This is a genomic window from Thioalkalivibrio sulfidiphilus (assembly GCF_000377945.1).
In the GTDB taxonomy this organism is placed as follows: Bacteria; Pseudomonadota; Gammaproteobacteria; order Ectothiorhodospirales; family Ectothiorhodospiraceae; genus Thioalkalivibrio_A; species Thioalkalivibrio_A sulfidiphilus_A.
This window is the reverse complement of sequence record NZ_KB898939.1, coordinates 1-21358: the sequence shown is the minus strand read 5'-3', so window position 1 is coordinate 21358 and position 21358 is coordinate 1. Positions and strand designations below refer to the sequence as shown.

The following is a 21358-nucleotide window of genomic DNA, read 5'->3' as shown; positions in this document are numbered from 1 at the left end:
GGCGGCCGGAGGCCGCCAGAAGCAAGAGGCAAGGCGGGGTTCGTGGGATTCAAACTCGTTCACGGGCTGGAGCGTACCGGTCCCCACGGAGAGATCGTGGCCATAGGCGTGCCCCGGGCGGAGCTGCCCTGCTGGGATGACATCCAGATCCTCACCGCCCAGCTCGCCACCCGCCCGCTTCCCCAGGATGCCGAGGTGGGTACTGAACTCGTCATCGGGCCGCGGGCGAAGCGCCCGCTCAAGCTCGACATCCCGCTGTTCGTCTCCGACATGAGCTTCGGCTCGCTCTCCCGGGAGGCCAAGCTGGCACTGGCCCGGGGCTCGGCCAAGACCGGCGTCGGCGGATATCTGCCGGGCCGCAAGGTGACCGAGGAGATAGCGAAGGTGCGTGGTATCGAGCCCGGGCAGGATGCCGTCTCCCCGCCCGCCTTCACGGATCTGGTCACGCCCGAGGACTTCATCAAGGCCCTGGCCCTGGGCGCCGACGGTATCGCGATAGCCAACAGCGCCATCCAGGCGGTGGGCTGCGTGGCTGCGCGCATGTGTCTCACCAACCGGTGTCCCTCGGGCATCGCCACACAGGACCCGGAACTGCGCAAGCGGCTGGATGTGGACGAAGGGACGGCACGGCTGTGGCGCGATTCCTGAAGAGTTCGTCGGCGCTGATGCAGGTCATGGCCCGAACCTGCGGCCACGATATACGGATGTGGACGGTCCAAGGCACGGTCCGGTACGCTCACGCCACCACAGCCTCCCCGCATCCCGGAACAGGGGCTGACCTGAACCCGATAACGCACCTGTGGCGACGATGACTTCGACGATACTGAATGCTCGCACGCTCCTGCTGGGCCTTGCCGCCTACTTCACCATACACGCCCTCTACCGCCCCTTTTTCTCCGACTCGTTTGAAATGGACGAGGCGGAGATCGTGCTGTTTACCCAGTGGTGGCTGTCGGGGTACACCGATCAGCCTCCCATGTTCGTCTGGTACGTGAAACTGTGGGCTGAGTTCCTTGGCATGCATCCGCTGACGATGCTGCTGGCCCGCAATTCGCTCCTTTTCCTGACTTACCTGTTCGTCTATTTCGCTGCCCGCGATCTTCTGAGAGACGAGCGCCGTGCCGTACTTGCTACGCTCAGCCTCTTTCTGATTCCGGAGATCCTTTGGGAGGCCCAGCGTGATCTGACCCATAGCCTCGCGGTGCTGGTCATGGCGGCGGCCTTTCTGGCACTGACGGCCAATGCGTTGAGGTGGGTGGAGGAAAGCCCGTCGCGGCGCGCGACTCATCTGCACTACGTTCTCGCCGGTGGCGTCATCGCCGGCGGGTTGCTGTCCAAGTACAACTTCGCCTTCTTCCTGACCGCCATCACGCTGGCGCTGCTTACCATACCCTCAGGTCGTCGACTGGTGCTCGACTGGCGCACTGTGGCGGCATTGATCCTCGCCTTTGCGCTGATGATCCCCCATTTGCTGTGGCTGGCGGAGAATCTGTCCGCAGGGACGGCGTTTCTCCGGGTTCATGACCGAGGGGACAGCTTCCGTGTCCTGGATGCGCTGCCCCACCTTTATCTCAACACCACGCTGGCATTCCTGAGCCCGCTCTGGCTGGTCCTGCTGGTTTTCTTCCACCGCGGCTGGCCGCATCTCCTGAGGCCAGCCGGCGACCACGCACGCCTGCTGGTGCGTTACATGCTGATCGCCTTGGTGATCCTGACCGTCATCGTCGTTGCGCTAAACCTGGGGAAGCCGAAGGTGCGTTGGGTGTTGCCACTGTTTTTTCTCGCACCTCTGGTCTTTTTCGCTGTAGTGCCAGACAGCGTGCTCACCGCCCGTCGCGTACGGTGGTATGCGCGCACCTGTATCGCGTTGGCGGCGATCACCGTCACCTTCACCCTGGTGCGTATCCCGCTGGCGGAGCACATCAAGCGACCGGCCAATGCTAACTGGCCCTACGCCGAACTGGCTGCACAGATCAGGCAGCAGACGGGGTTCGAGCAGGGACTGATTCTCGGGCACAACTACTTCATCAGCGGCAACCTTCATTACCAGTTCCGCCAGCCAGCCTACAGTTCAGCGGCCGCCGTCCCCCCGCAGAGTGATGACGCCGCACGTCGCCCGCTGATCATTCTGTGGGATGCTGGCCGGCGTGGAACCGCCGAACCGACCGAGCGCGTTACTGAGTGGGCGATCCGTCATCTGGGTGTCGATCCCAACGAATACGAACCCGTCTATGTAGAACACCCGTTCAAGTTTTCACCGACGCGTCATGTGGCACGTCTCGGCATGGTGGTGGTCGAGTAGGCAGCCGCTCGCACGACAAACCCTTGTTCCTTCAGCGGCCCCCCGGTCGGCCTCCTGGTGCCGTGCGGGGCTTGCCCGATGGCCGGATAGTCCCTGCCTATTCGGTATTTTTGAAAAATCAATTTCAATAATGATTCTCATTTGCCTACTCTCATCATCAAGGCAACATGTTTGATGAGGAGATGCCGCCATGATCAAGACTGCAAGCTTTGCCATCGTGCACTTCAGCGTCGCCTTCGCCGTCGTCTTCGCACTCACGGGCAGCGTGGTGATTGGCGGTCTGGTGGCCCTGGTGGAACCCCTGGTGAACACCGTGGCCTACCACTTCCACGAGAAGGTCTGGGAGCGCATCCGCGCCCGCCGCGCGGCCAGGGCGTCTGCCACCCCCCGGGGACCTGCGATCGCCGCCTGAAAATGCTGGACCGCGAAGGCCGTGAAGCAATGCTCGATGAAAAGCCTTCGCGCCCGTCGCAGTCCGGCTCTGGATTGCCCATGACTGAAACGCCAGGATCCATCCCGATGAGCATCGCGTACCGTGCCGCCGGCAAGGCCGACCTGCCCGCCATCAATGGCGTCATTGAGCGCGCCGTCATGACCTGGCGGCTCCCGGAGCGGGTCAAGCGCCTGTCCCTGCCCCTGTACCGCTACAGCGAAACGGATCTGGGGCACCTGGAGGTGTGGGTGGCGGAGGAAGATTCAGTGGTCACGGGCCTGGCCGCCTGGGAGCCAGCGGAGCGGGCAGATCTGCCCGAGGGCATGTCAGGCCTGCTGCTCCATGGCCTGTATGTGGATCCCGAGCGGCAGCGTCAAGGTATCGGTGCGCACCTGCTTGCGGTCTGCCTGGAGCGATCCCGCGAACTGGGGCTGGACGGTGTCCTGATCAAGGCCCAGGCGGACGCCGAGCCGTTCTTCCAGCGGCGGGGCCTGGAGCGCCTGCCGGTGCGCGATGAGTCCCGGGACTACGCCCTGCGTTACTGGCATCGGGCATGAGTCAAAACAGCATTGGACAGGATTAACATGATTTACAGGATTTGAGACAAGGACTCGTCTTTCATGACCCAATCCTGTAAATCATGTTAATCCTGTCGATTTACCCGGTCCCCGGTCTTGATCTGCTGGGTATGCCGGTCTTTTTCACGGACAAAACAAAAGAACCCCGCACAAGGCGGGGTTCCAGGTATCTGCTTTCGGCAGACTGATCTTAGACCGGCTTGACGTTCGCAGCGGCCAGACCCTTGGGACCGTTGGTCACCTCGAAGGAGACCTGCTGGCCCTCGGCCAGGGTGCGGAAACCACTGGCTTCGATCGCGGAGAAGTGCACGAACACATCCTTGCCGCCATCTTCGGGGGTGATGAAGCCGAAGCCCTTGCTTTCGTTAAACCACTTCACAGTGCCTTTAGACATAACTCGATAAACCTCAAATATCAGGAAACAAACGGTGATGCAGCGGATTCCTGGAGAACAACCGGCGGGAGTGACTGCGGTAACGAAACGACAGGGGACTTCCGACTCTGACTGCAAGAACAGACTGCGAGTGCCACTATACGCGGCCGTTCGGGGAATCGCCAGCGATATTTTGTCAGGGGTGAGGGATAGGTGTGAGGGGGGCTATGACGCCTCACCCTTATCTCCTCACTCCTATTACCCCGGCCATTAAATAACGAGACCATCGCGCAAGATTCGTAGGCCCGATAGAGCGCAAGCGGCATCGGGCAGCTTATGCCGGACACCGCTGCGCTTTGTCCGGCCTACGATTCACCATAGGTGACAAGGTGAGTGAATTAAAGGGCCGCCTTATTAAAGCTCCCCGGTTGTACACAGATTGCCGCGGGTGGACTGCCAAACCGTACCGCCGGCGTCCAGCCTTTCCAGGGTGCAGATCACCGGAATGCGCCGTTCCCGCATGCTGCGCCCGGAGGGGTGCAGGCGCAGGCGTTCGCCCGGTTGTAACTCGGTCACCCGTTCGTGGGCGAAGCGGACCTCCCGGCCATCCTCCAGCACCAGAAAGGCCTCCGTGACTCGCCCGTCGGCGAATTGCCAGTCGATGGGATGAATGGAGACCAGGCGGGTCTCGAAGGACGCCTGCGCAGCCGCCCCAGCGGCCCAGAGGATGATCAGCAGTGGGCTCAGGGTTCGAAACAGGTTCATCGTTGCACCTCCTCCAGTCGCCAGGCGCTGACCGCGCCCAGGAGTGACATCAGGCCCAGCAGGGCCAGAGTGGCGGCCACACCCGCCAGGTCCGCCACCACGCCGAACAGCCCGCCCACCAGCAGCAGGGCGCCCACCAGGGTGTTGCTCACCGCCACGTAGGCGGCGCGGTTGTCCTGGGTGGCCATGTCAACCAGGTAGGTCTTGCGCCCCAGGCGCACCCCCGAGTGGGCAATGCCGATGACCAGGAACAGGGCGGCGAACAGGACTTCGCTCTTCGCCCAGGCGCCTTCAACACCGGACAGGCCGAAGGTCAGCAGCCCCAGGGCGCCGGCCACTACCCCCGAGGCCACCAGCACCAGGCGGCTGGAACGGTCCGAGAGCCGTCCCCATACCGGCGCGCTCAGGCCGCCGGCCAGCCCCGTGGCGATGATCATGAGCCCGAGGCTCCCCAGGCTACCGCCGGTCTGCTGCTGGGCCAGGATCACGTAGAAGGGCATGGCCAGCGCGGTGCTCATGAGCAGGGCGCGGGTGATGACGAAGTGGCGGAACAGCGGATCGGTCTTCATCAGGCCCAGGGAGCGCAGCGCCTCGCTGACCGCATTGCCGCCGCCCTCGGTGGCGCCGGGTGCCTCCTTGACGGCGGCGAAGATGCCGCCGGCGGCAAACCACATCAGGCCCGCCGCGATCAGCAGCACGGCGAAGAAGCCGACGCTGTCGGTGCTTTCCGCGCGCAGGCTGACCCAGCCGCCCACGCCCAGGGTGACGAAACCGGCCAGGGCCGCCGCGTAGCCCATCACCGTGCCGCGCCGGGTCTTGGCGATGGTCTTGCCGAGCACGTCCTTGGAGGCCACGGAACTCACCCCCCGGGACAGGGCGAACAGGGCCAGCAGGCCGAGCAGCGCCCAGCCCGCGGCGGTGCCGCTCAGGGTGAGGGCCACCACTGCCATGCCCAGCACCGCGAGCCCCTGACCGATGCTGCCGCCCACCCAGAACCACTTGCGGATGGCCGCGCGCCGGATGTGGCTGGCCACGAACAGCTGGGGCAGCAGGGATCCGGATTCGCGCACCGGCACCAGGAATCCGGCCAGGAAGCCGGGCGCGCCCAGGGCGGCCATGAGCCAGGCCAGCACCAGCTTGGCGCTGGCCAGTTCGTCGCCGATCTTGCTGGCGGTGTTGGAAAGGATGGTGAGGAAGAAGTTGCGCGGCATCTCCCGGCAGGCGGCCTCGGGGATGTCCTTGCAGACCCGCGCGTCCTCGTCGCTGGCGATCAGGTCGAAGAGGGCGGCTGCCGGGCGCGGCAGCCTGGAGGCGGGTTCTGACACCTCAGTGCCCGCCACGCAGGGAGCGCAGCGGGTCGGCGGGATCCACGTTGTCCTTGAAGGGACGGCGGCGGTCGATGTGGGTCAGCTGGTAGACCATGCCCACCCAGTTGTTGATCACCGCTTCGGCGCTGTCGTGCCAGGTGTTGTCCAGGTGTGAGGTGATCAGGGCCTCGGGCAGATCCGGCACCGGGGCGCGCCGGGCCAGCGCTGCCTCCACGCGCTCCCGATGTTCCTCCAGGATGGCCTGGGAGCGGGGCGAGAAGTAGTTCTCCGGCAACGGCGGATAGGTGTCGATGGCGCCGGCGGCGAAGCGCTTCACCTCGCGCTTGTACTCCTTGAGCAGGGAGATGATGTCGTACTCCGGGTGACCCTGGAAGAACACGATGCGAAAGCCGTCCTCGCTCACCGCCAGGTGCGGACCGGCCTGGTCGCTTTCCACCAGCACCTTGAGGCCCTCGGCCTCGAACTGGGCGCGGTTGATCTCGTTGAAGCGGGAGTGGGGCACGTCGAAACGGGTGTTCACGCCGGCCACCAGCGGGTGGCTGCGATCCAGCACGCGATGGTCGTACACCCCCCAGCGCTTGAAGCCCAGGGGCTGGCGGCGCTGGCCGTGGCGGAACTGCATCACCGCGTGGGTGGCCAGGCAGGAGCACAGGGTGGAGGTGACATTCTCCGCGGCCCAGTCGATCACCTCGATGAGCGGTTCCCAGAAAGGCTCCATGGACAGGTCCGGCTGGGTGACGTTGGCGCCGGTGATGATCAGGGCATCCAGGCCCTCGCGCTTGATCTGCTCGAAGCTCTCGTAGAAGCGTTCCACGTGGGCGCGCCCCTCCGCGCCCCGGGGCAGGGCGTCCAGGGTGAAGGGGTGCATGTAGAACTGGGCGATCTGGTTGCTCTGTCCCACCAGGCGGAAGAACTGGCGCTCGGTGGCGGCGATGGCCGCGTCGGGCATCATGTTGAGCAGCCCGATGTGCAGCTCGCGGATCTCCTGCTGCAGGGCGATGTTGCCGGACAGCACGGTCTCCCCTTCCTCGGCGAGGCGGGTGAAGGTAGGCAGGTCGGTGTGGGCGACGAGGGGCACTTTTGAAGTGGGAAGTGTGAATTGGGAAGTGGGAATGGGGTTGATTCTAATCCTTTCGTTGCGACTACCCAATTCCCGCGTCGTCCCTATCCTTCCGGGACATATAAGGGCGGGCAATGTCCGCCTGCCCGTATTTGGGTCTTGGTGATGGCGGCCGCGGGCCGCCCTATGGGGTTACTTCCCACTTCCCAATTCCCAATTCGTACTTATCTCTCCAAGGCCGTTTCGATCAGCGCCAGGAAGTCCTGTTCCGATTTCACCCGCCCGAGTTCTTCCGTGGTGATGGTGTAGCCGTAGTCCCGGGCGATGGCCTCGTAGCGGGGGATGCGGGAGCGGAACAGGCGCGGGAACATCCAGCGCACGAAGTCGTCCGGGTCGATCTGGGCCACGTACTCGATGGCGTGGGCCTGCTTGTACTCGCGTAGCTGCTCGTCCAGGAAGGCCTCCCGGTAGTAGAGGGGCTTGGGCGCGGATTCGGCGCGGCGGATGAGCTCTTCCTCGTCCTGGCGGGTGGCCTGGATGTAGATGAGCAGGGTGTGCTCGGCCAGCAGTTCCAGGGTCTCGGGATCGTCCAGCTCGCACACGCTGCCGCCGGCGTCGTTCACGAAATGTTCGTAGCCGTAGATGCTGCGCGCCTTCCCGATGAACTCGGGCACGTCGCGCATGGCCGCAATCTCCGCGGCGTGGTGCAGGGCCTGGCGGCGCTTGAACTCGGTGAGCGGCAGGCCGCCCCGCTCCGGGTCGCCCAGCTTGCCCAGGAAGCTCGACACCGGCTGCAGGTTGTCCACGGTGATGTTGTTCAGGATGTAGATGGAGTCCGAGCGCAGCAGCTCGCGCAGGAAGGGCACCTGCATGGCCTGGTGCTTGATGTTGTCCAGGATCGGCTCGTCCAGGTAGCGGGTGCCGATGCGGTAGTCACCGGAGTAATGGAACCAGTGGCGCTGGCGCAGGATGTGCGCCAGGCGTGTCTTGCCCACGCCGGACATGCCCAGCAGGGTGATGCTCTTGTGCGGCCAGTCGCGGAATTCCTGGCGGGTGAGTCTCACGGAAGGCTCCGGGGAATAGTCTGTTGGCGAGGAGGGGTATTGTAGCGGGATTCAAAATTCAAAATTCAACATTCAAAGGTAGTCGGGTCCAGCCGCATGAACGATCCCCTTTGAATTTTGAATTTTGAATTTTGAATCGTCATTCCCCCAGGCTTCTGACCAGGATGTCCTCGTAGTTGCGGATGCGTCGCACGTATTCCACCGGCTCGTTGCCCCGGGCGTAGCCGAAGCGCAGGTTGCGGTGGTACTGGGGCTGGGCGAGCAGGGGCAGCACCTCGCGGAATTCCACCCAGCGGTCCGGGTCGCGGCCCAGGTCCCGGGCCAGGCCCCGGGCGTCGAAGATATGGCCCATGCCGATGTTGTAGGCGGCCAGGGCGATCCAGGTGCGGTCCGGTTCCTGGATGGACTCCGGCAGGCGGCGGCGCAGGTCGGCCAGGTAGCGGGCACCGCCGTGGATGCTCTGTACCGGGTCCAGGCGGTTGTCGACGCCCAGTTCCGAGGCGGTGCGCAGGGTGAGCATCATCATGCCGCGTACCCCGGTGGGGCTGCGCGCCGAGGGGTTCCAGTGGGATTCCTGGTAGGCCTGGGCGGCCAGCAGGGTCCAGCTCAGTTCGTGGGCCTCGGCGGCGGCCTCGAAATGGGGGCGGTAGCGGGGCAGCAGGCTGCGGATGCGCCGCTGGTAGCGGGCCAGGTCCACGTAGTCGAAGATCTCCACGTGACCGTAGTAGCGGCCATTGAGCACCGTCAGCAGGCCTTCGTCCTCCATGCCCACGAACCAGCGCTCGATGGCCCGGGCGAGCCCCCGTGACTCGGGCGGCAGCATCCAGGCCAGCGGTTCCTCCTCGGTCAGGGGCATGATCACCAGCAGTTCCGGGTAGTAGCGACGGTTGATGGCCACGATGTTGGAATCGGCCACGGCGCAGTCCACTTCCCGGTTCCAGACCTTCTCCAGGATCTGTTCGGTGGCCAGGTCGGCGCGCTCCTCCCAGGCGAGTTCGGGGAACTGCTCGCGCAGTTCCTCCAGGCGTTCCACGTAGCTGCTGCTGGCGGTGACCATCAGGCTGACGTCGCTCAGGCCTTCCAGGTTCGCGGGCGCCGGGCCGCCGCGACGGCAGACCAGCTGCTGCTGCACCTGCATGTAGGCGGGGCCGAACAGGAACTGTTCCTGGCGGCGGCTGGTGCGGGTCAGCCCGGCGGCAGCCAGGTCGCCCTCGCCGGCGGCCAGGGCGCGCACGATCTCATCGATGCTGTCCTTGATCACGAAGCGGAGCGTGACGCCCAGCTGGGCGGCGAAGCCGCTGATCAGGTCGTACTCGAAACCGGCCGGCTCGCCGTCCCGGTCGAAGTAGTAGGTGGTGGGGGCGTTGCGGGTGAGCACCACCAGTTCGCCCCGCTGTTCGATGGCGGCCAGTTCCGGGGAGGTGTGTGGCGCACGCTCGCAGCCGCTGAGCCCCGCAACGGCGAGGACCAGGGCCAGGCATGCGCTCGGCAGGGTTGTGCTGTGTCTGGTCAAGGGTCTTCCCCGGATCTTGTTGTTCTTGTTGGTCAGCCTGACTTGCTCGGGACTCCCTGCCCGATGGCCTGATGGATGCGCAGCTATGCTTCGCCCCCAGAATATTGAGTAAGATTGTCGGAAAATCGTTCCATCATCCCCCACCAGCCGACAAGAGGCCCCATGTCGCCAGACGAGCTGTCACGGAACCTGCCGGTGCGCATGCACTGGTTCGGTCTGTGGTTTCGCCCCGTGGCCGTGGAGCGGGACTATCACCTGGAGACCGTGGGGCTGCAGCGCGTGCAGGCACGCATCGCCCTGGTGACGGGGGTGCTGCTGTATCTTCTGCACGGCTGGGTGGATGTCTGGTTTCACGGCGATCACCAGCCGTTTTTCTGGGTGGTCCGTGCCCTGGTCATGGTGGCGGGCCTCGCCGCCCTGGTCTACACCTTCCTGCCCTCCTTCACCCGCCTGTCGCAGCGGGTCCTGACCCTGGTGTCCCTTGCGCCGAGCCTGGGCATCCTGTTCATGCTGGCCTTCGTGTCCGGGACCACCTTCATGGAGTACCTGGCGGGCCTGATGCTGGTGATGATCTGGATCTTCCTGTTCATCGGCCTGTCCTTTGCGCGCGCCCTGCTGATCAACCTGCTGGTGCTCGCCCTGTTCAACGGGCTGTTCCTGGTGGGCATCCAGCCCCTGGGCGAGATCCTGGTGCGCTACAACTTCTACCTGGTCTCGACCCTGCTGATCTGCGGATTTTCCGCCTACGCCCTGGAGCGTCAGCGGCGCCAGCTCTACCTGCGCCGCCAGGAACTGGAATCGGAGCGCAACCGGCATCGCGAGCGTGCCCTGCACGACCACCTGACCAACCTGCCCAACCGCTACCAGATGGAACAGCGCCTGGAACAGGCCATGGCCCGGGCGCGCCGCCATGGCCGCCTGGGGGCCGGGCTGTTCATCGACCTGGACCGCTTCAAGCCGGTCAACGACAGCTACGGCCACGAGGCCGGCGACCGGGTGTTGCGGCAGGTGGCGCAGCGCCTGCAGGCCTGCGTGCGCGAGAGCGATACCGTGGCGCGCATGGGCGGGGACGAGTTCTTCGTGCTGCTGGAGGATCTGGAAACCAGCGAGCGCATCCACGAGGTGGCGCTGCGCATCATCGAGGCCCTGTCCCAACCGTTTCCCATCGACGAGCAGGACCCCCAGAGTCCGCTCGTCACCGTGGGGGCCAGCATCGGCATCTGCGAGTTCCCGGACATGACCGCCTCGCCGCCGGAGGTGATCGACCATGCCGACCGGGCCATGTACGAGGTCAAGCGCTCCGGGCGCAACGGCTACTGTTTCCACCGAGCCACGGGGCCGGGCGAGGTGCTCCATCCCTAGCCCGCATATCTCACCACCCTTCTACTGCGGCCGCCGATATGCGCGCTGTGACGGGGCGTGCTCCCTGCAGCCGGCTTGACGTAGTGTCGGCTACGCCTGCGCCGTCTTCCGCTCCGCGCGCCCCGTCACAGCGGCATCTCGACGCCCTCGCTACGAACGGTGGTGAGATATGCGGGCTAGGGGACGCAGACCGCGCAGGCCCCCGTGGCGTAGAATACGGGGCCCATTCCTACCGGCCTTGCTTCCCTTATGCCCCTGCTGACCCTGCGCGACGTCACCCTGAGTTACGGCGCCGCCCCCCTGCTGGACCACGTGAATCTGAGCATCGAACCCGGCGAACGACTGTGCCTGGTGGGCCGCAACGGGGCCGGCAAGTCCACGCTCATGAAGGTGGTGCTGGGGCAGGTGCTGCCCGATGGCGGCGAGGTGGTGCGCAACGGTGAACTGCGCGTGGCCATGCTGGAGCAGGCGGTGCCCGCCGCAACCAGCGGCAGCGTGTTTGACGTGGTGGCTGATGGCCTGGGGGAGATGGGCGAGCAGGTGCGCCGCTACCACCGCGCCGTGCACGCCCTCACTGAGCGTCCCGATGACCCTGCCGCCATGGCGGAACTGGAGCGGGCCCAGCAGAAGCTCGAGGCCGGCGACGGCTGGAGCCTGGAGCAGCGGGTGGAGACGGTGGTCTCGCGCCTGGGCCTGCCCGCCAATGCGGATTTCAAGGCCCTGTCCGGCGGCCTCAAGCGCCGGGTGCTGCTGGGCCGTGCCCTGGTCACCGATCCGGACCTGCTGCTGCTGGATGAGCCCACCAACCACCTGGACATCGAATCCATCGCCTGGCTGGAGGAGTTCCTGCTGGGCTTCGGCGGCAGCCTGCTGTTCATCACCCACGACCGGGCCTTCCTGCGCCGGCTCGCCACCAGCATCATCGAACTGGACCGGGGCAAGCTCACCGACTGGCCCGGCGACTACGACACCTACCTGCGCCGCAAGGCCGAGGCCCTGGAGGCGGAGGAGCGCGCCAACGCCCTGTTCGACAAGAAGCTCGCCCAGGAGGAGGCCTGGATCCGCCAGGGCATCAAGGCACGTCGCACCCGCAACGAGGGCCGGGTGCGTGCGCTCAAGGCGCTGCGCGCGGAACGGGCCGAGCGCCGCGTTCGCCAGGGGGCGGCGCGGCTGGAGATCCAGTCCGCCGAGCGCTCCGGGCGCCTGGTCATCGAGGCCGAGAATATTTCTTTTGATTACGACGGCAGGCCCGTGATCCGGGATTTCTCCACCCTGATCCTGCGCGGCGACAAGGTGGGCATCGTCGGCCCCAACGGCGCCGGCAAGACCACCCTGCTGCGCCTGCTGCTCGGCAAGCTCGAGCCGCAGTCCGGCCACGTGCGCCTGGGCACGAACCTGGAGATCGCCTACTTCGACCAGCACCGGGCGGCCCTGGACGAGGAGGCCAGTGTGGCCGACAACGTGGGCGAGGGCCGGGACCGCCTGGACATCGACGGCGAGCCGCGCCACGTACTCTCCTACCTGCAGGACTTCCTGTTCGAGCCGGCCCGCTCACGCCAGCCGGTCAAGGCCCTGTCCGGCGGCGAGCGCAACCGCCTGCTGCTGGCAAAACTCTTCACCCGGCCCGCCAACCTGCTGGTGATGGACGAGCCCACCAACGACCTGGACGCCGAGACCCTGGAACTGCTGGAAGACCGCCTGGTGAATTTCGCCGGCACGGTGCTGGTGGTCAGCCACGACCGCGCCTTCCTGGACAACGTGGCCACCAGCATCATCGCCTTCGAGGGCGACGGCCGGGTGAACGAATACGTGGGCGGTTACGAGGACTGGTTGCGACAGCGTGCCGCATCCCGGGACGCGGCGCCGGCCGCCCCGGCCGCATCGGCGAGGCCGAAACCCCAGCCGGAGTCAGCACCGGCGGTGAAACAGAAAAAATTGAGCTACAAGGACCAGCGCGAACTGGAGGCCCTGCCGGGTCGCATCGAGGCCCTGGAGACGGAGCAGGCGACGCTGACCGAGACCCTGGGTGATCCGACCTTCTACCAGCAGGGCCCGGAGAAGATCGCCGAAGTGCAGGCGCGGCTCGCGGCGATCGAGACGGAACTGGCCCAGTGCTACGCGCGCTGGGAGGCGCTGGAGGGGTAAGGGGTTATGGGGTCCGCAAATGAACGCGAATCAACGCGAATGCGAAATCAAAAGCCGAACCGCGAAGGACGCAAAGGTCTCGCAAGGGACGCAGAGGAAATTCATCCTGAAAAAGCCTCGCGACCTTCGTGCATCCCTTCGCGTCCTTCGCGGTTCGCTTTAATCCGCCCTTCATTTGCGTTGATTCGCGTTCATTCGCGGACCCCGGGCTTTTTACGCCGCCCCGCTTGATCTTCCACCGGATCGGCGGGATCGATCAGCGCTGGCCGGCCCCAGCGCATGCGCAGCCAGTTGAGCGCCGGGATCACCGGCCCCAGGCGAACCAGGCGGCGCTCAAGCCGGTACTTGCCGGGGAAGTTGAGCAGCATCAGTCCCACCAGCAGGGTGAGCAGCCCCTGGCCCGGCGTGAACAGCATGACCACGCCCAGGGCTACCAGCACCAGTCCCGAAAGGTTCTTGAACAGCACCATGGACCAGCCGATCAGCGGGTGGGTGCCGTGGCGGTAGAGGGGGTCGCGGCGGCTGTGGGTGAAATAGTCCGGCGGCAGGCGCAGCACCATGATGCCTGCCACCGCCAGGGGCAGCACGATGCCGGCCAGGATGAGTCCCAGTGCCAGGGTCAGCGTGGAGAAGTTGGTGAGTATCCAGTCCATCATCAACTCATTGGACAGAATTCACCGACCCGGTTCTGGTAACCTCGTCCGGGTCGGGCGATTAATCCGGGTGTTCGAGCCCCGCGAGTCCCGCGAGCACCGCATCAAATGGATCGCGGTTTCTTCACGCCGCTTTTATTTCTCACCGGGCGTGATATTTATTTTTCCCGCACTGCGAGTCCGGTCGTCTGATCCGCCCGGATGAGCCTCTCGCCGCAGAGTTTGCAGCGATAGTCCCGTTTGCCCCTGTGCACCTGCTGGTGTTGCCTGGGGCCCAGCGCATGGCTTCGGCAGGCGCACCGGTAGAGGTGGTGATTGAGGATTCGCGCGAGCAGCTCCGGGGAGGTCTCGTGGGTCACGCGGGGCTCGAAACCCAGGTGCTTCATCACGGCGCGCCATTCCGGACCGTGGGGTCTCTTGCCGCGGCCATGGCAGCGATAGACCACCGAATGAGCCACTTCATGGGCGACGGTGTCGGGCATGTGCTGAGCGGGGTCTGCGGCGAACAGGCGCTCGTTGAAGTGCAGGCTTTCCTGTCCCTGGCGCAGACGCCATTGCCCGGCCGCCCTGCCGCGCAATCTGAAACTCACGGGAACGGCGTGCGCGCTGCAGCCGAATCGACGTGCGGCAATTTCATAGAACTCAGTCACCCGTTGCACGATCTCATCGCGATCCCCGGGCGAGAGGCGCGGTGGCGTATTTGCATCTGCGGAGATCTGTTCATTGTTTGCCGCCATGCTGTTCATGATGAGGATTCTATGTTTATTCATAAAGCGTGATCTTGGTCGTGTAGTGGTAATCCATGATTGGGAATTCGGATTCTCGATTGATGTATCACGCGATATTGTTATAAACTCCCGGCGTCGTTTTATTTTATATTCTACTTTTCATTGAGGTTTTTATACATGGCGAAGCGCAAGCCCCTGGAGGAGCTCTCCTCCGAAGAACTCTATCAGATTGCCCGTGAACGCGAGGAACAGGAGCGGATGCAGGAGGAGGAGTCCCGGCGCGCACAGGTGCAGGCCCTGCGCGAGGAGCGGCGTGCCCTGGTGGCCCGTCATCGCTCCGAGCTCGCGGCCCTGGATCGTCAGATCCGTGCCCTGGGTGGACGTGCCGCTGGCGGCCGGGGCGGGCGCAGCGGTGGCAACCTGAGCCAGGTGGTCCTGAACGCCGTGGCCGAGGCCGGGCAGATCAGCACCTCCGATCTGCGTGCCCAGCTGGAGGCCGCCGGCGCCAATGTGAAGAACCTCAGCCAGACCCTGGCCTACCTCAAGCGCACCGGTCGTCTCAAGACCAAGGGGCGCGGCGTCTACGCCGTCGCCTGAGTCTCGAGTTCAGGACTGATCCAGGGCGGCCCGGATCTGCCGGGCCGCCGCTGGCGACAGCAGCACCGCATTGACCGTCCCGGCGTAGAGTCTTCCCGCAGACTTCAGTGTCAGGATCTGTTCCTGATCCTCCCCGGCCTTCAGCACCCTGAAATCCCTCTCCTCCTGCCAGCCGGCGCTCAGGCGCTTGAAGGCGCGAAAGGCGCTGCCCTTGTCCCGGGCGCAGGCCTGATCCAGTTCCCTGAAGGTGATCCAGTCGCGATCGCTGCCGCTCATGGCTGCGGTTGTTTCTCGAGACGCACGGCGAGCACGTCGCAGGGCGCGTGGTTGAGCACGGCCCGGGTGGTCGAGCCCAGCAGCCGCTCCAAGCCGCGCCGGGCGTGGGCACCCATGACGATCAGGTCGACTCCCCGTTCCTCCGCCAGGCGCGGGATCTCCAGGTGCGCCATCCCGGCGAGCACCTCCCTGGGGGTCTCTCCCAGGCCGGCCTCGTTCATAAGGCCGTCCAGCCGCTCCCGGGCTCCCTTGAGCAGGGCCGGCAGGTCCAGTTCGATCCCGGGCAATCCGCCCAGGCCGTAGTCCAGGTCCATGGGCGCGTGGTGTTCCACCACGTGTATCGCCTCCAGGCGGGCGCCGCAGGCCTGGGCCAGCATCGCGGCGCGGGAGAGGGTCTGTCCACTGTTGGGATCAAGGTCCAGGCAGACCAGGATGCGCTGATAGGCGGCCATGGGCGGGCTCCGGTGGGGGTGCCATGACAAGTGTAATCCGTGTCCGGGGTCGCGGGGCCGCTGGTCGATCCCGGCTCGATTATCCTGCTTGTGGATCCGGAGTTTTTATCCTATTCTCATGTCGTTACGAAAAACTCCTCTCTGGCGTGTGAGTTTTTTCTTATAACTATAATGAATAAAAATAGATATATGTTGGGGGATGGGGGCGAATCCAGTGGGGTGGGGGAGCGCCGCAGGCGTGACCGGCGCTGTCTGGATCTGGAACCCAGTTTCCCCTGCGTGGACTTCGAGGGCCGCCTGGTCCTGGAGGACCGACGCCGCACCCCGGACCGCCGTCTGAGCATCCAGGTGGAGTGGTTGCCCGCCGAGTGAACCTGCCGGTTCGCTGATCCCCCGTCCATCGGCCGTCCGGCCGCTCCCGTCGTCTGTCACGGGATAGAGGCAGAACTCCGTCACATTTGTGCATAAGCTCAGGCTCAGGACAGTGATTTTCCGGGCCGCCCCGATGCACGCACGACACCTTCCTCAGGGAAATACCACCACCGACGACGCCTCTCTGCTGGAGCAGGCGAGCGGACGCCGTACCCTGCTGGTGGTGGACGATCAGGAGGTCAACCGTCTCATCCTGGCCCGTCACCTGGAGTTGCTCGGACATCGGGTGCTGCAGGCGGACAGTGGCCCACAGGCTCTGCAGATCCTTAGGGAGCAGGCGGTGGACGGGGTGGTGCTGGACGTGGTGATGCGCGGCATGGACGGCTACGAGGTCTGCCGGCGCATCAAGGCCGATCCGGTGACCTGGTTCATTCCCGTGGTGATGGTCACGGTGCTCAACAACCAGTCGGACCGGGTGCGCGCCATGGAGGCAGGCGCCGACGAATTCCTGTCCAAGCCGGTCTACCCGGAAGAACTCAGTGCCCGCATCCGTTCCCTGATGCGCTGGCGCGATGCGCGCGAGGCCCTGGAGCAGGCCCGCCGCGAGCAGATGCGCGGGCTGTTCAGCCGTTTCCTGTGTCCCGAACTGGTGGATGACCTGCTGGCCGCCCCGGAAGACGAGGCTCGCAGCCTGCTCAAGCGCAGTGAGCGGCGCGACGCGGCGGTCATGTTCGCCGACCTGCGCGGTTTCACCAGGCTCTCCGAGCGCCTCTCCGCCGAGCAGGTGGTGACCCTGCTCAACAGTTTCTTCTCCGTGATGACCCGGGTGACCCATGCCCACCGGGGCACCGTGTTCGGCATGGGGGGCGACAGCCTGCTGGTGGGTTTCGGTGTGCCGCTGCCCCAGGAGGATGCCGGTGTGCGCGCCTTCGACTGTGCCCGGGAGATGCAGAGGGCCTTCCGGGGGCTGAGCCGCAGCTGGCGCGAAGACTGGGGTGTGGACGCGGGGCTCGGCATCGGCATCAACCGTGGCGAGGTGGTCTGCGGCAACGTGGGTGCCGAGTCCTACCTGAGCTACACGGTGGTGGGCGATGCGGTGAACGTGGCCGCGCGCCTGCAGGCCCAGGCCAGGGCGGGCGAGGTGCTGCTCTCCGGCAGCCTGCACGAGACCCTGGACAAGGAACGTGCGCGCGCCTGCGAGTGCCTGCCCAATCCGCTGTTCCTCAAGGGGCGCAGCCGTCCCCTGCCGGTGCTGCGCTGGCAGGTGGATCGCTAGCTGGCGCCGGAACCATCCTCCGGCAGATGCATAGCAAGGCAGACAGCGGCTAAAAAGCGCAGCCTGCAGGCGAGTGCATGCATCATTTGAGCTGTTTTCCAGCGCAAGCGCCGTCACGCTAACGCATAGGGCGGGCCGTGCCCGCCGTCAGCCGCAGGCTCGTGGTCAGCAGGCGGCCACGGGCCGCCCTATGGCGACTCACGGTTCCGTGAGTGGCGCATTTTGTCCTTCTGGCGCCTTCGGCGCTTCCTCGCTAGACTGAGCCCCGCGCGCGTCGGGTGAGCCTAGTGTCCTGAGTCAGAGATTCGCGAACCCGGCCGTGCGATGACGTTTATCTCTATCGACCGAGGTTATTTTTATGTCTACCGGTATTGTTAAGTGGTTCAACGAATCCAAAGGATTCGGTTTTATTGCCCCGGAAGAGGGCGGCGCCGATGTGTTCGTGCACTACTCTGCCATCCAGGCCGAGGGCTTCAAGACCCTGGCCGAAGGCCAGCGCGTGAGCTTCCAGGTGCAGCAGGGCCCGAAGGGTCTGCAGGCCGTGAATGTCACGCCGGCATAAGGGACTGAATCAGAACCGGACCCGTAATAAAGAACCCCGCCACTGGCGGGGTTCTTTGTTTGCGCGATCAATTGACCCGCGCGGGGCATTACGCCGGGCGGCTCAGTGGTGGTGACCACCGGGTCCGTGCACGTGGCCGTGCTCGATCTCCTCGGCAGAGGCGTCGCGCACCTCGCGCACGGTGACGTCGAAGTTGAGCGTCATGCCGGCCAGGGGGTGGTTGGCGTCGATGGTGACCGCGTCGCCGTCGATGGCGGTGATGGTGACCACGTGCATGCCTGTGCCGTCGGGGTTGCCGGCGTGGAACTGCATGCCGGTCTGCAACTCGTCGACGCCCTGGAACTGGCTGCGGTCCAGGGTGTGGGTCAGGCTGTCGTCACGCTCGCCGTAGGCCTCGGCGGGCGGAATGCTGACCTTCAGGCTGTCGCCGGTGGAACGGCCTTCCAGCGCCTTTTCCAGGCCGGGGATGATGTTGTTGGCGCCGTGGAGATAGGCGAACTGGCTGGCGTCGTCGGAGCGGTCAATCACCTGGCCCTGTTCGTCGGTGAGCACGTAGTCCAGCACGACCACCTTGTCTTTGGAAATCTGCATTGGGAGAAACCCCGGGGAGCAATGAGTTAGCTGGACAGTTTAACCCGCCGGCCCGTGGCAGGTCACGAAGGGGCGCTGATCACGAACCGTCCCGGTCGAGGGCCATGCGCTCGTCCCGGACCTGAAGGCGCAGTCGGCCCAGGTACCAGTCAAGGATCACCCGTCCGGCGATGCGCGCGCGCCAGCCCTGCAGCAGGGCGCAGCCGGGCTCTTCCCGGAACAGGGCCTCCAGGTCCTTGCGGGTGGCGATGGCGGCGGGGCTGATGTTGTTGATCCGGGCCTGGTGGCGCAGCAGGCCCATGGCCACGTCGATGAGTTCCTCGTGCTCGGGGCCGATGCCCCGGGATGGGCCCGGCCGGGTGGGCCAGGCGGAGGCGGGCAGGCTGCGGGCCTCCCGGACCAGGGCCAGCAGGGTCTCACCGTGGCGCTGCAGGGTCTTTTCCTCCAGGCCGCGCACCTTCGCCAGGCTGGCGAGGTCCGTGGGCGAGCGCTGGGACAGTTCCGTGAGCACGTCATCGGACAGGATCCAGCGCTTGGGCAGGTTCTTCTCCATGGCCTGGCGTTCCCGCCAGGCGGCCAGGGCCTGCAGGACGGCCAATTGCGCCCCCTTGAGGTATTTCTGTCCCTTGATCCGGCGCCAGGCGTTGTCCGGGTCCGGCAGGTAGCGGCTTTCCTCGGAGATGGCCGCGAAGTCCTCGCTGAGCCAGTCCAGCCGGCCCTTCTCCTCGAGATCCTTCAGGATCATGGGATAGACCCGGGCCAGGTGGCGCACGTCGTCGGCGGCGTAGCGCAGCTGGGCGGTCTCCAGCGGGCGCTGGCTCCAGTCGGTGCGGGTGTGGCCCTTGTCCAGTTCCAGGTCCAGGTAGATCTGCACCATGCGGGCGTAGCCGATCTGGTCGCCGTGGCCCAGCAGGCTCACGGCCACCTGGGTATCGAACACCGGCGTGGGCACCCGCCCGGTGGACTGGAGCAGGATCTCCATGTCCTGGTGGGCGGCGTGCACCACCTTGGTCACGGCCGGGTCGTGCAGCAGGGCCGCGAGCGGACCCAGGTCCGGCAGGGCGATGGGGTCGATACAGGCCAGGGCGTCGGGGGTGGCCACCTGTACCAGGCACAGGCGCGGGTAGTAGGTCTTTTCGCGCACGAACTCGGTGTCGAGGGCGATCCACCCGGCGCCGGCGATCTCGCCGCAGAAGGCCGCCAGGGCCTCGGCGGTGTCGATGAAGCGGATCTCGTCGGTCACCCGGCGTGATCCCGATTCAATGGTCACGGGGCCGGGCCTGCTCGAAGGCCGCCTGCTGCTCGGCGCTGGCCTCCTGCTGGTAGCGCGCCTTCCATTCCGAGTAGGGCATGCCGTAGACGATCTCCCGGGCGGCCTCGTAGTCCACGTTCTCGCCCCGCTCCTGGGCCGCGGCGCTGTACCACTTGGACAGGCAGTTGCGGCAGAAACCGGCCAGGTTCATGAGGTCGATGTTCTGCACGTCCTTGCGGCTATCCAGGTGTTCCAGCAGGCGCCTGAAGGCGGCCGCCTCGATCTCGGTGCGGGTCTTGTCGTCCATCAAAATCTCCTCGGGAATACAGTGTCAGGAACCCGGAAGCCCGGGCCATGGTCGCAGCCATTATACTCAACGGCCGTTGTCCGGCTGCCACCGAGGATGCCCCATGCCCCGCCGACGCCTGCGGACCTGGTTCGCGACGCTCCTGATCGTGCCGTGTATTTCTGTTTCCCAGGTCCAGGCCGTGCAGGAAGACCTGCGCCACGGCGACCATCCCCTGGTGGGGCAGATCTGGTCCGGCGGGGCACAGTCCGACCGCCACGAGGCCCTGGCACGCATGGCCCGGGCCGACGTGGTGCTGCTGGGCGAGTCCCACGGCAACGCGGATCACCACGCCCGGCAGCTGGAGATCCTGCAGGCGCTGCTAGCGCTGGGGCGGCGTCCTGCGCTGGCCTTCGAGATCTTCGATCTGGAGGATCAGGAGATCATCGACCGGCAGCGCCTGGCCGGTGTCGCGGATGCCGATGACCTGGCCGAGGCGGTGGGCCTGACGGGGCGCGGCTGGGTCTGGGCGGAGTACCGGCCCCTGGTGCAGTTCGCCCTGGATCAGGCGCTGCCCATCGTGGCCACCAACCTGTCCCGTCGCGGCGCCATGGCCGTGGCCATGGAGGGGCTGGAATCCCTGCCCGGGGAGGATCGCGCCAGGCTGGGTCTGGACAGGCCGTTGCCGGAGGACGCGATGCAGCGGCTTGAGCGGCGCATCGTCGATGCCCATTGCGGACACCTGCCGGCGGCGCGGGCGGGCGGCATGATCAATGCCCAGCGTGCCCGGGACGCCTACATGGCCGACCGGATCGCAGCCCAGGAGGGGCCCGTGGTGCTGATCACCGGCGCGGCCCATGCCCGGCTCGATTACGGCGTGCCCTGGTACCTGGAACAGCAGGCGCCGGACCGCCAGGTGCTGAGCCTGATGTTCGTGGAGGTGGATCCCGAGCGGCAGGCAGCCGTTGACTATCTCAACGCCGGGGGCTCGCCCCATCACCTGTTCTGGTTCACCCGGCGCAACTCGCCCGATGACCCCTGCGAGGCCTTCCGCAAGCAGCTGGAGGGGATGAGGGGGTGATTCAAATTCAAAATTCAAAATTCAAAATTCAACACTAGTGTCCGGTTAACTCTGATGCATATTCGCATAACAATATGACTTTTAGTCATATTTTTCTGAAAATTGGTGGTGTCGACTTGAGCGCGAGGTCGTGTTCAAGGGATCGTACAAGGGGTATTCCATCGAGGACCCCCTATGTACACCGGAAAGACCTTGTTCGCGCAGTTGATGGACTTTCTGCCTTGGACGACTTTCGCCCGCATCGTCACACGCTATGGCGGAGATCACCGCGTCAGGACATTTCCTTGTACCGAACACTTTCGCATCCTG

24 protein-coding genes and 1 pseudogene are annotated in these 21358 nt (G+C 65.5%); 12 read left to right on the top strand and 13 right to left on the bottom strand.

What is annotated here, in order from left to right; translation table 11 throughout:
- Positions 1–3: 3 nt before the first annotated feature.
- The 4 genes and pseudogenes from D580_RS15380 to D580_RS0109025 all read left to right on the top strand — a co-directional run.
- A pseudogene (locus D580_RS15380) lies at positions 4–695 on the top strand (glutamate synthase-related protein); the annotation flags it as partial.
- A 113-nt stretch (positions 696–808) separates the two neighbouring features.
- Entirely contained in the window at positions 809–2302 is a 1494-nt protein-coding gene (locus D580_RS0109035; protein WP_018954080.1) for an ArnT family glycosyltransferase, read from the top strand.
- A 190-nt stretch (positions 2303–2492) separates the two neighbouring features.
- Positions 2493–2714, top strand: coding sequence for a DUF2061 domain-containing protein (locus D580_RS0109030; protein ID WP_018954079.1), 222 nt, complete (start codon positions 2493–2495; stop codon positions 2712–2714).
- A 107-nt stretch (positions 2715–2821) separates the two neighbouring features.
- Positions 2822–3292 carry a GNAT family N-acetyltransferase gene (locus D580_RS0109025; RefSeq protein WP_018954078.1) on the top strand — a complete coding sequence of 157 codons (471 nt, stop codon included), beginning with the start codon at positions 2822–2824 and terminating at the stop codon, positions 3290–3292.
- A gap of 211 nt (positions 3293–3503) precedes the next feature.
- Here the strand turns inward: D580_RS0109025 and D580_RS0109020 are convergent, their stop codons facing one another.
- From D580_RS0109020 to mltF, 6 genes are all read right to left on the bottom strand, one after another.
- Positions 3504–3707, bottom strand: a complete 204-nt coding sequence (locus D580_RS0109020; RefSeq protein WP_018954077.1) for a cold-shock protein — start codon at positions 3705–3707, stop codon at positions 3504–3506.
- Positions 3708–4100: 393 nt separating this feature from the next.
- On the bottom strand, positions 4101–4451 hold the full coding sequence (locus D580_RS0109015; RefSeq protein ID WP_018954076.1) for a hypothetical protein: 351 nt from the start codon (positions 4449–4451) through the stop codon (positions 4101–4103).
- Positions 4448–5776: an MFS transporter gene (locus tag D580_RS0109010; RefSeq protein ID WP_026289847.1), complete on the bottom strand. Its 1329-nt coding sequence runs from the start codon at positions 5774–5776 to the stop codon at positions 4448–4450. The genes D580_RS0109015 and D580_RS0109010 overlap by 4 nt, the downstream gene beginning before the upstream one ends.
- A gap of 1 nt (position 5777) precedes the next feature.
- Positions 5778–6857: a homoserine O-succinyltransferase MetA gene (gene metA, locus D580_RS0109005; protein ID WP_018954074.1), complete on the bottom strand. Its 1080-nt coding sequence runs from the start codon at positions 6855–6857 to the stop codon at positions 5778–5780.
- 206 nt (positions 6858–7063) lie between these two features.
- Entirely contained in the window at positions 7064–7903 is an 840-nt protein-coding gene (locus D580_RS0109000) for a hypothetical protein (RefSeq protein ID WP_018954073.1), read from the bottom strand.
- A 139-nt stretch (positions 7904–8042) separates the two neighbouring features.
- Complete coding sequence (mltF, locus tag D580_RS0108995) at positions 8043–9416, bottom strand: membrane-bound lytic murein transglycosylase MltF (RefSeq protein ID WP_018954072.1); 1374 nt, start codon at positions 9414–9416, stop codon at positions 8043–8045.
- A 162-nt stretch (positions 9417–9578) separates the two neighbouring features.
- On the opposite strand from mltF, the gene D580_RS15375 reads away from it, so the two are divergent.
- Both D580_RS15375 and D580_RS0108985 read left to right on the top strand, forming a co-directional pair.
- Complete coding sequence (locus D580_RS15375; RefSeq protein WP_038043480.1) at positions 9579–10778, top strand: GGDEF domain-containing protein; 1200 nt, start codon at positions 9579–9581, stop codon at positions 10776–10778.
- Positions 10779–11027: 249 nt separating this feature from the next.
- Positions 11028–12923 (top strand): ATP-binding cassette domain-containing protein, encoded by a 1896-nt coding sequence (locus D580_RS0108985; protein ID WP_018954070.1) that lies wholly within the window; start codon positions 11028–11030, stop codon positions 12921–12923.
- A 191-nt stretch (positions 12924–13114) separates the two neighbouring features.
- Here the strand turns inward: D580_RS0108985 and D580_RS15370 are convergent, their stop codons facing one another.
- Positions 13115–13576, bottom strand: a complete 462-nt coding sequence (locus D580_RS15370; protein WP_018954069.1) for a PGPGW domain-containing protein — start codon at positions 13574–13576, stop codon at positions 13115–13117.
- 158 nt (positions 13577–13734) lie between these two features.
- Positions 13735–14166 carry a SprT-like domain-containing protein gene (locus tag D580_RS0108975; protein WP_231363528.1) on the bottom strand — a complete coding sequence of 144 codons (432 nt, stop codon included), beginning with the start codon at positions 14164–14166 and terminating at the stop codon, positions 13735–13737.
- Between the two features lie 315 nt (positions 14167–14481).
- Here D580_RS0108975 and D580_RS0108970 point away from each other — a divergent pair, with 315 nt between their 5' ends.
- A complete protein-coding gene (locus D580_RS0108970) occupies positions 14482–14901 on the top strand; it encodes a hypothetical protein (RefSeq protein WP_018954067.1) in 420 nt (139 codons plus the stop codon).
- Between the two features lie 9 nt (positions 14902–14910).
- Here the strand turns inward: D580_RS0108970 and D580_RS0108965 are convergent, their stop codons facing one another.
- Together D580_RS0108965 and D580_RS0108960 are read right to left on the bottom strand one after the other, a co-directional pair.
- The gene (locus D580_RS0108965; protein ID WP_018954066.1) at positions 14911–15177 is read right to left on the bottom strand and encodes a hypothetical protein; all 267 of its coding nucleotides are present in this window, start codon (positions 15175–15177) and stop codon (positions 14911–14913) included.
- The gene (locus D580_RS0108960; RefSeq protein ID WP_018954065.1) at positions 15174–15629 is read right to left on the bottom strand and encodes a universal stress protein; all 456 of its coding nucleotides are present in this window, start codon (positions 15627–15629) and stop codon (positions 15174–15176) included. Before D580_RS0108960 ends, D580_RS0108965 begins: the two co-directional genes overlap by 4 nt.
- A 189-nt stretch (positions 15630–15818) precedes the next feature.
- Between D580_RS0108960 and D580_RS0108955 the strand changes: the two genes are divergently transcribed.
- From D580_RS0108955 to D580_RS0108945, 3 genes are all read left to right on the top strand, one after another.
- Complete coding sequence (locus D580_RS0108955) at positions 15819–16001, top strand: hypothetical protein (protein WP_018954064.1); 183 nt, start codon at positions 15819–15821, stop codon at positions 15999–16001.
- 133 nt (positions 16002–16134) lie between these two features.
- Positions 16135–17277 carry a response regulator gene (locus D580_RS0108950; RefSeq protein WP_018954063.1) on the top strand — a complete coding sequence of 381 codons (1143 nt, stop codon included), beginning with the start codon at positions 16135–16137 and terminating at the stop codon, positions 17275–17277.
- A 358-nt stretch (positions 17278–17635) separates the two neighbouring features.
- Entirely contained in the window at positions 17636–17839 is a 204-nt protein-coding gene (locus tag D580_RS0108945; RefSeq protein WP_012637092.1) for a cold-shock protein, read from the top strand.
- Between the two features lie 102 nt (positions 17840–17941).
- Here D580_RS0108945 and D580_RS0108940 read toward each other — a convergent pair whose 3' ends face one another.
- From D580_RS0108940 to D580_RS0108930, 3 genes are all read right to left on the bottom strand, one after another.
- Positions 17942–18430, bottom strand: coding sequence for an FKBP-type peptidyl-prolyl cis-trans isomerase (locus D580_RS0108940; protein WP_012637093.1), 489 nt, complete (start codon positions 18428–18430; stop codon positions 17942–17944).
- 79 nt (positions 18431–18509) lie between these two features.
- On the bottom strand, positions 18510–19700 hold the full coding sequence (rnd, locus tag D580_RS0108935) for a ribonuclease D (protein WP_026289845.1): 1191 nt from the start codon (positions 19698–19700) through the stop codon (positions 18510–18512).
- Positions 19690–19989, bottom strand: coding sequence for a DUF1244 domain-containing protein (locus tag D580_RS0108930; protein WP_018954061.1), 300 nt, complete (start codon positions 19987–19989; stop codon positions 19690–19692). Before D580_RS0108930 ends, rnd begins: the two co-directional genes overlap by 11 nt.
- A 103-nt stretch (positions 19990–20092) precedes the next feature.
- Between D580_RS0108930 and D580_RS0108925 the strand changes: the two genes are divergently transcribed.
- Together D580_RS0108925 and D580_RS16215 are read left to right on the top strand one after the other, a co-directional pair.
- Complete coding sequence (locus D580_RS0108925; RefSeq protein ID WP_018954060.1) at positions 20093–21049, top strand: ChaN family lipoprotein; 957 nt, start codon at positions 20093–20095, stop codon at positions 21047–21049.
- Positions 21050–21223: 174 nt separating this feature from the next.
- Positions 21224–21358 (top strand): DUF4372 domain-containing protein (locus tag D580_RS16215; protein ID WP_155999743.1); only part of this gene is annotated, 135 nt, incomplete at its 3' end.

Excerpts from the sequence above, each read along its gene's own strand:
- D580_RS0109025 (WP_018954078.1), top strand. The coding sequence starts at position 2,822 with ATGAGCATCGCGTACCGTGCCGCCGGCAAGGCCGACCTGCCCGCCATC.
- D580_RS15370 (WP_018954069.1), bottom strand. The coding sequence starts at position 13,576 with ATGGACTGGATACTCACCAACTTCTCCACGCTGACCCTGGCACTGGGA.
- D580_RS0109030 (WP_018954079.1), top strand. The coding sequence starts at position 2,493 with ATGATCAAGACTGCAAGCTTTGCCATCGTGCACTTCAGCGTCGCCTTC.
- D580_RS0108955 (WP_018954064.1), top strand. The coding sequence starts at position 15,819 with ATGTTGGGGGATGGGGGCGAATCCAGTGGGGTGGGGGAGCGCCGCAGG.
- D580_RS0108970 (WP_018954067.1), top strand. The coding sequence starts at position 14,482 with ATGGCGAAGCGCAAGCCCCTGGAGGAGCTCTCCTCCGAAGAACTCTAT.
- D580_RS0108930 (WP_018954061.1), bottom strand. The coding sequence starts at position 19,989 with ATGGACGACAAGACCCGCACCGAGATCGAGGCGGCCGCCTTCAGGCGC.
- D580_RS0108940 (WP_012637093.1), bottom strand. The coding sequence starts at position 18,430 with ATGCAGATTTCCAAAGACAAGGTGGTCGTGCTGGACTACGTGCTCACC.
- D580_RS0109020 (WP_018954077.1), bottom strand. The coding sequence starts at position 3,707 with ATGTCTAAAGGCACTGTGAAGTGGTTTAACGAAAGCAAGGGCTTCGGC.
- D580_RS0108950 (WP_018954063.1), top strand. The coding sequence starts at position 16,135 with ATGCACGCACGACACCTTCCTCAGGGAAATACCACCACCGACGACGCC.
- D580_RS0109035 (WP_018954080.1), top strand. The coding sequence starts at position 809 with ATGACTTCGACGATACTGAATGCTCGCACGCTCCTGCTGGGCCTTGCC.
- D580_RS15375 (WP_038043480.1), top strand. The coding sequence starts at position 9,579 with ATGTCGCCAGACGAGCTGTCACGGAACCTGCCGGTGCGCATGCACTGG.
- D580_RS0108925 (WP_018954060.1), top strand. The coding sequence starts at position 20,093 with ATGCCCCGCCGACGCCTGCGGACCTGGTTCGCGACGCTCCTGATCGTG.
- D580_RS0108960 (WP_018954065.1), bottom strand. The coding sequence starts at position 15,629 with ATGGCCGCCTATCAGCGCATCCTGGTCTGCCTGGACCTTGATCCCAAC.
- D580_RS0108965 (WP_018954066.1), bottom strand. The coding sequence starts at position 15,177 with ATGAGCGGCAGCGATCGCGACTGGATCACCTTCAGGGAACTGGATCAG.
- D580_RS0108945 (WP_012637092.1), top strand. The coding sequence starts at position 17,636 with ATGTCTACCGGTATTGTTAAGTGGTTCAACGAATCCAAAGGATTCGGT.
- D580_RS0108985 (WP_018954070.1), top strand. The coding sequence starts at position 11,028 with ATGCCCCTGCTGACCCTGCGCGACGTCACCCTGAGTTACGGCGCCGCC.
- D580_RS0109015 (WP_018954076.1), bottom strand. The coding sequence starts at position 4,451 with ATGAACCTGTTTCGAACCCTGAGCCCACTGCTGATCATCCTCTGGGCC.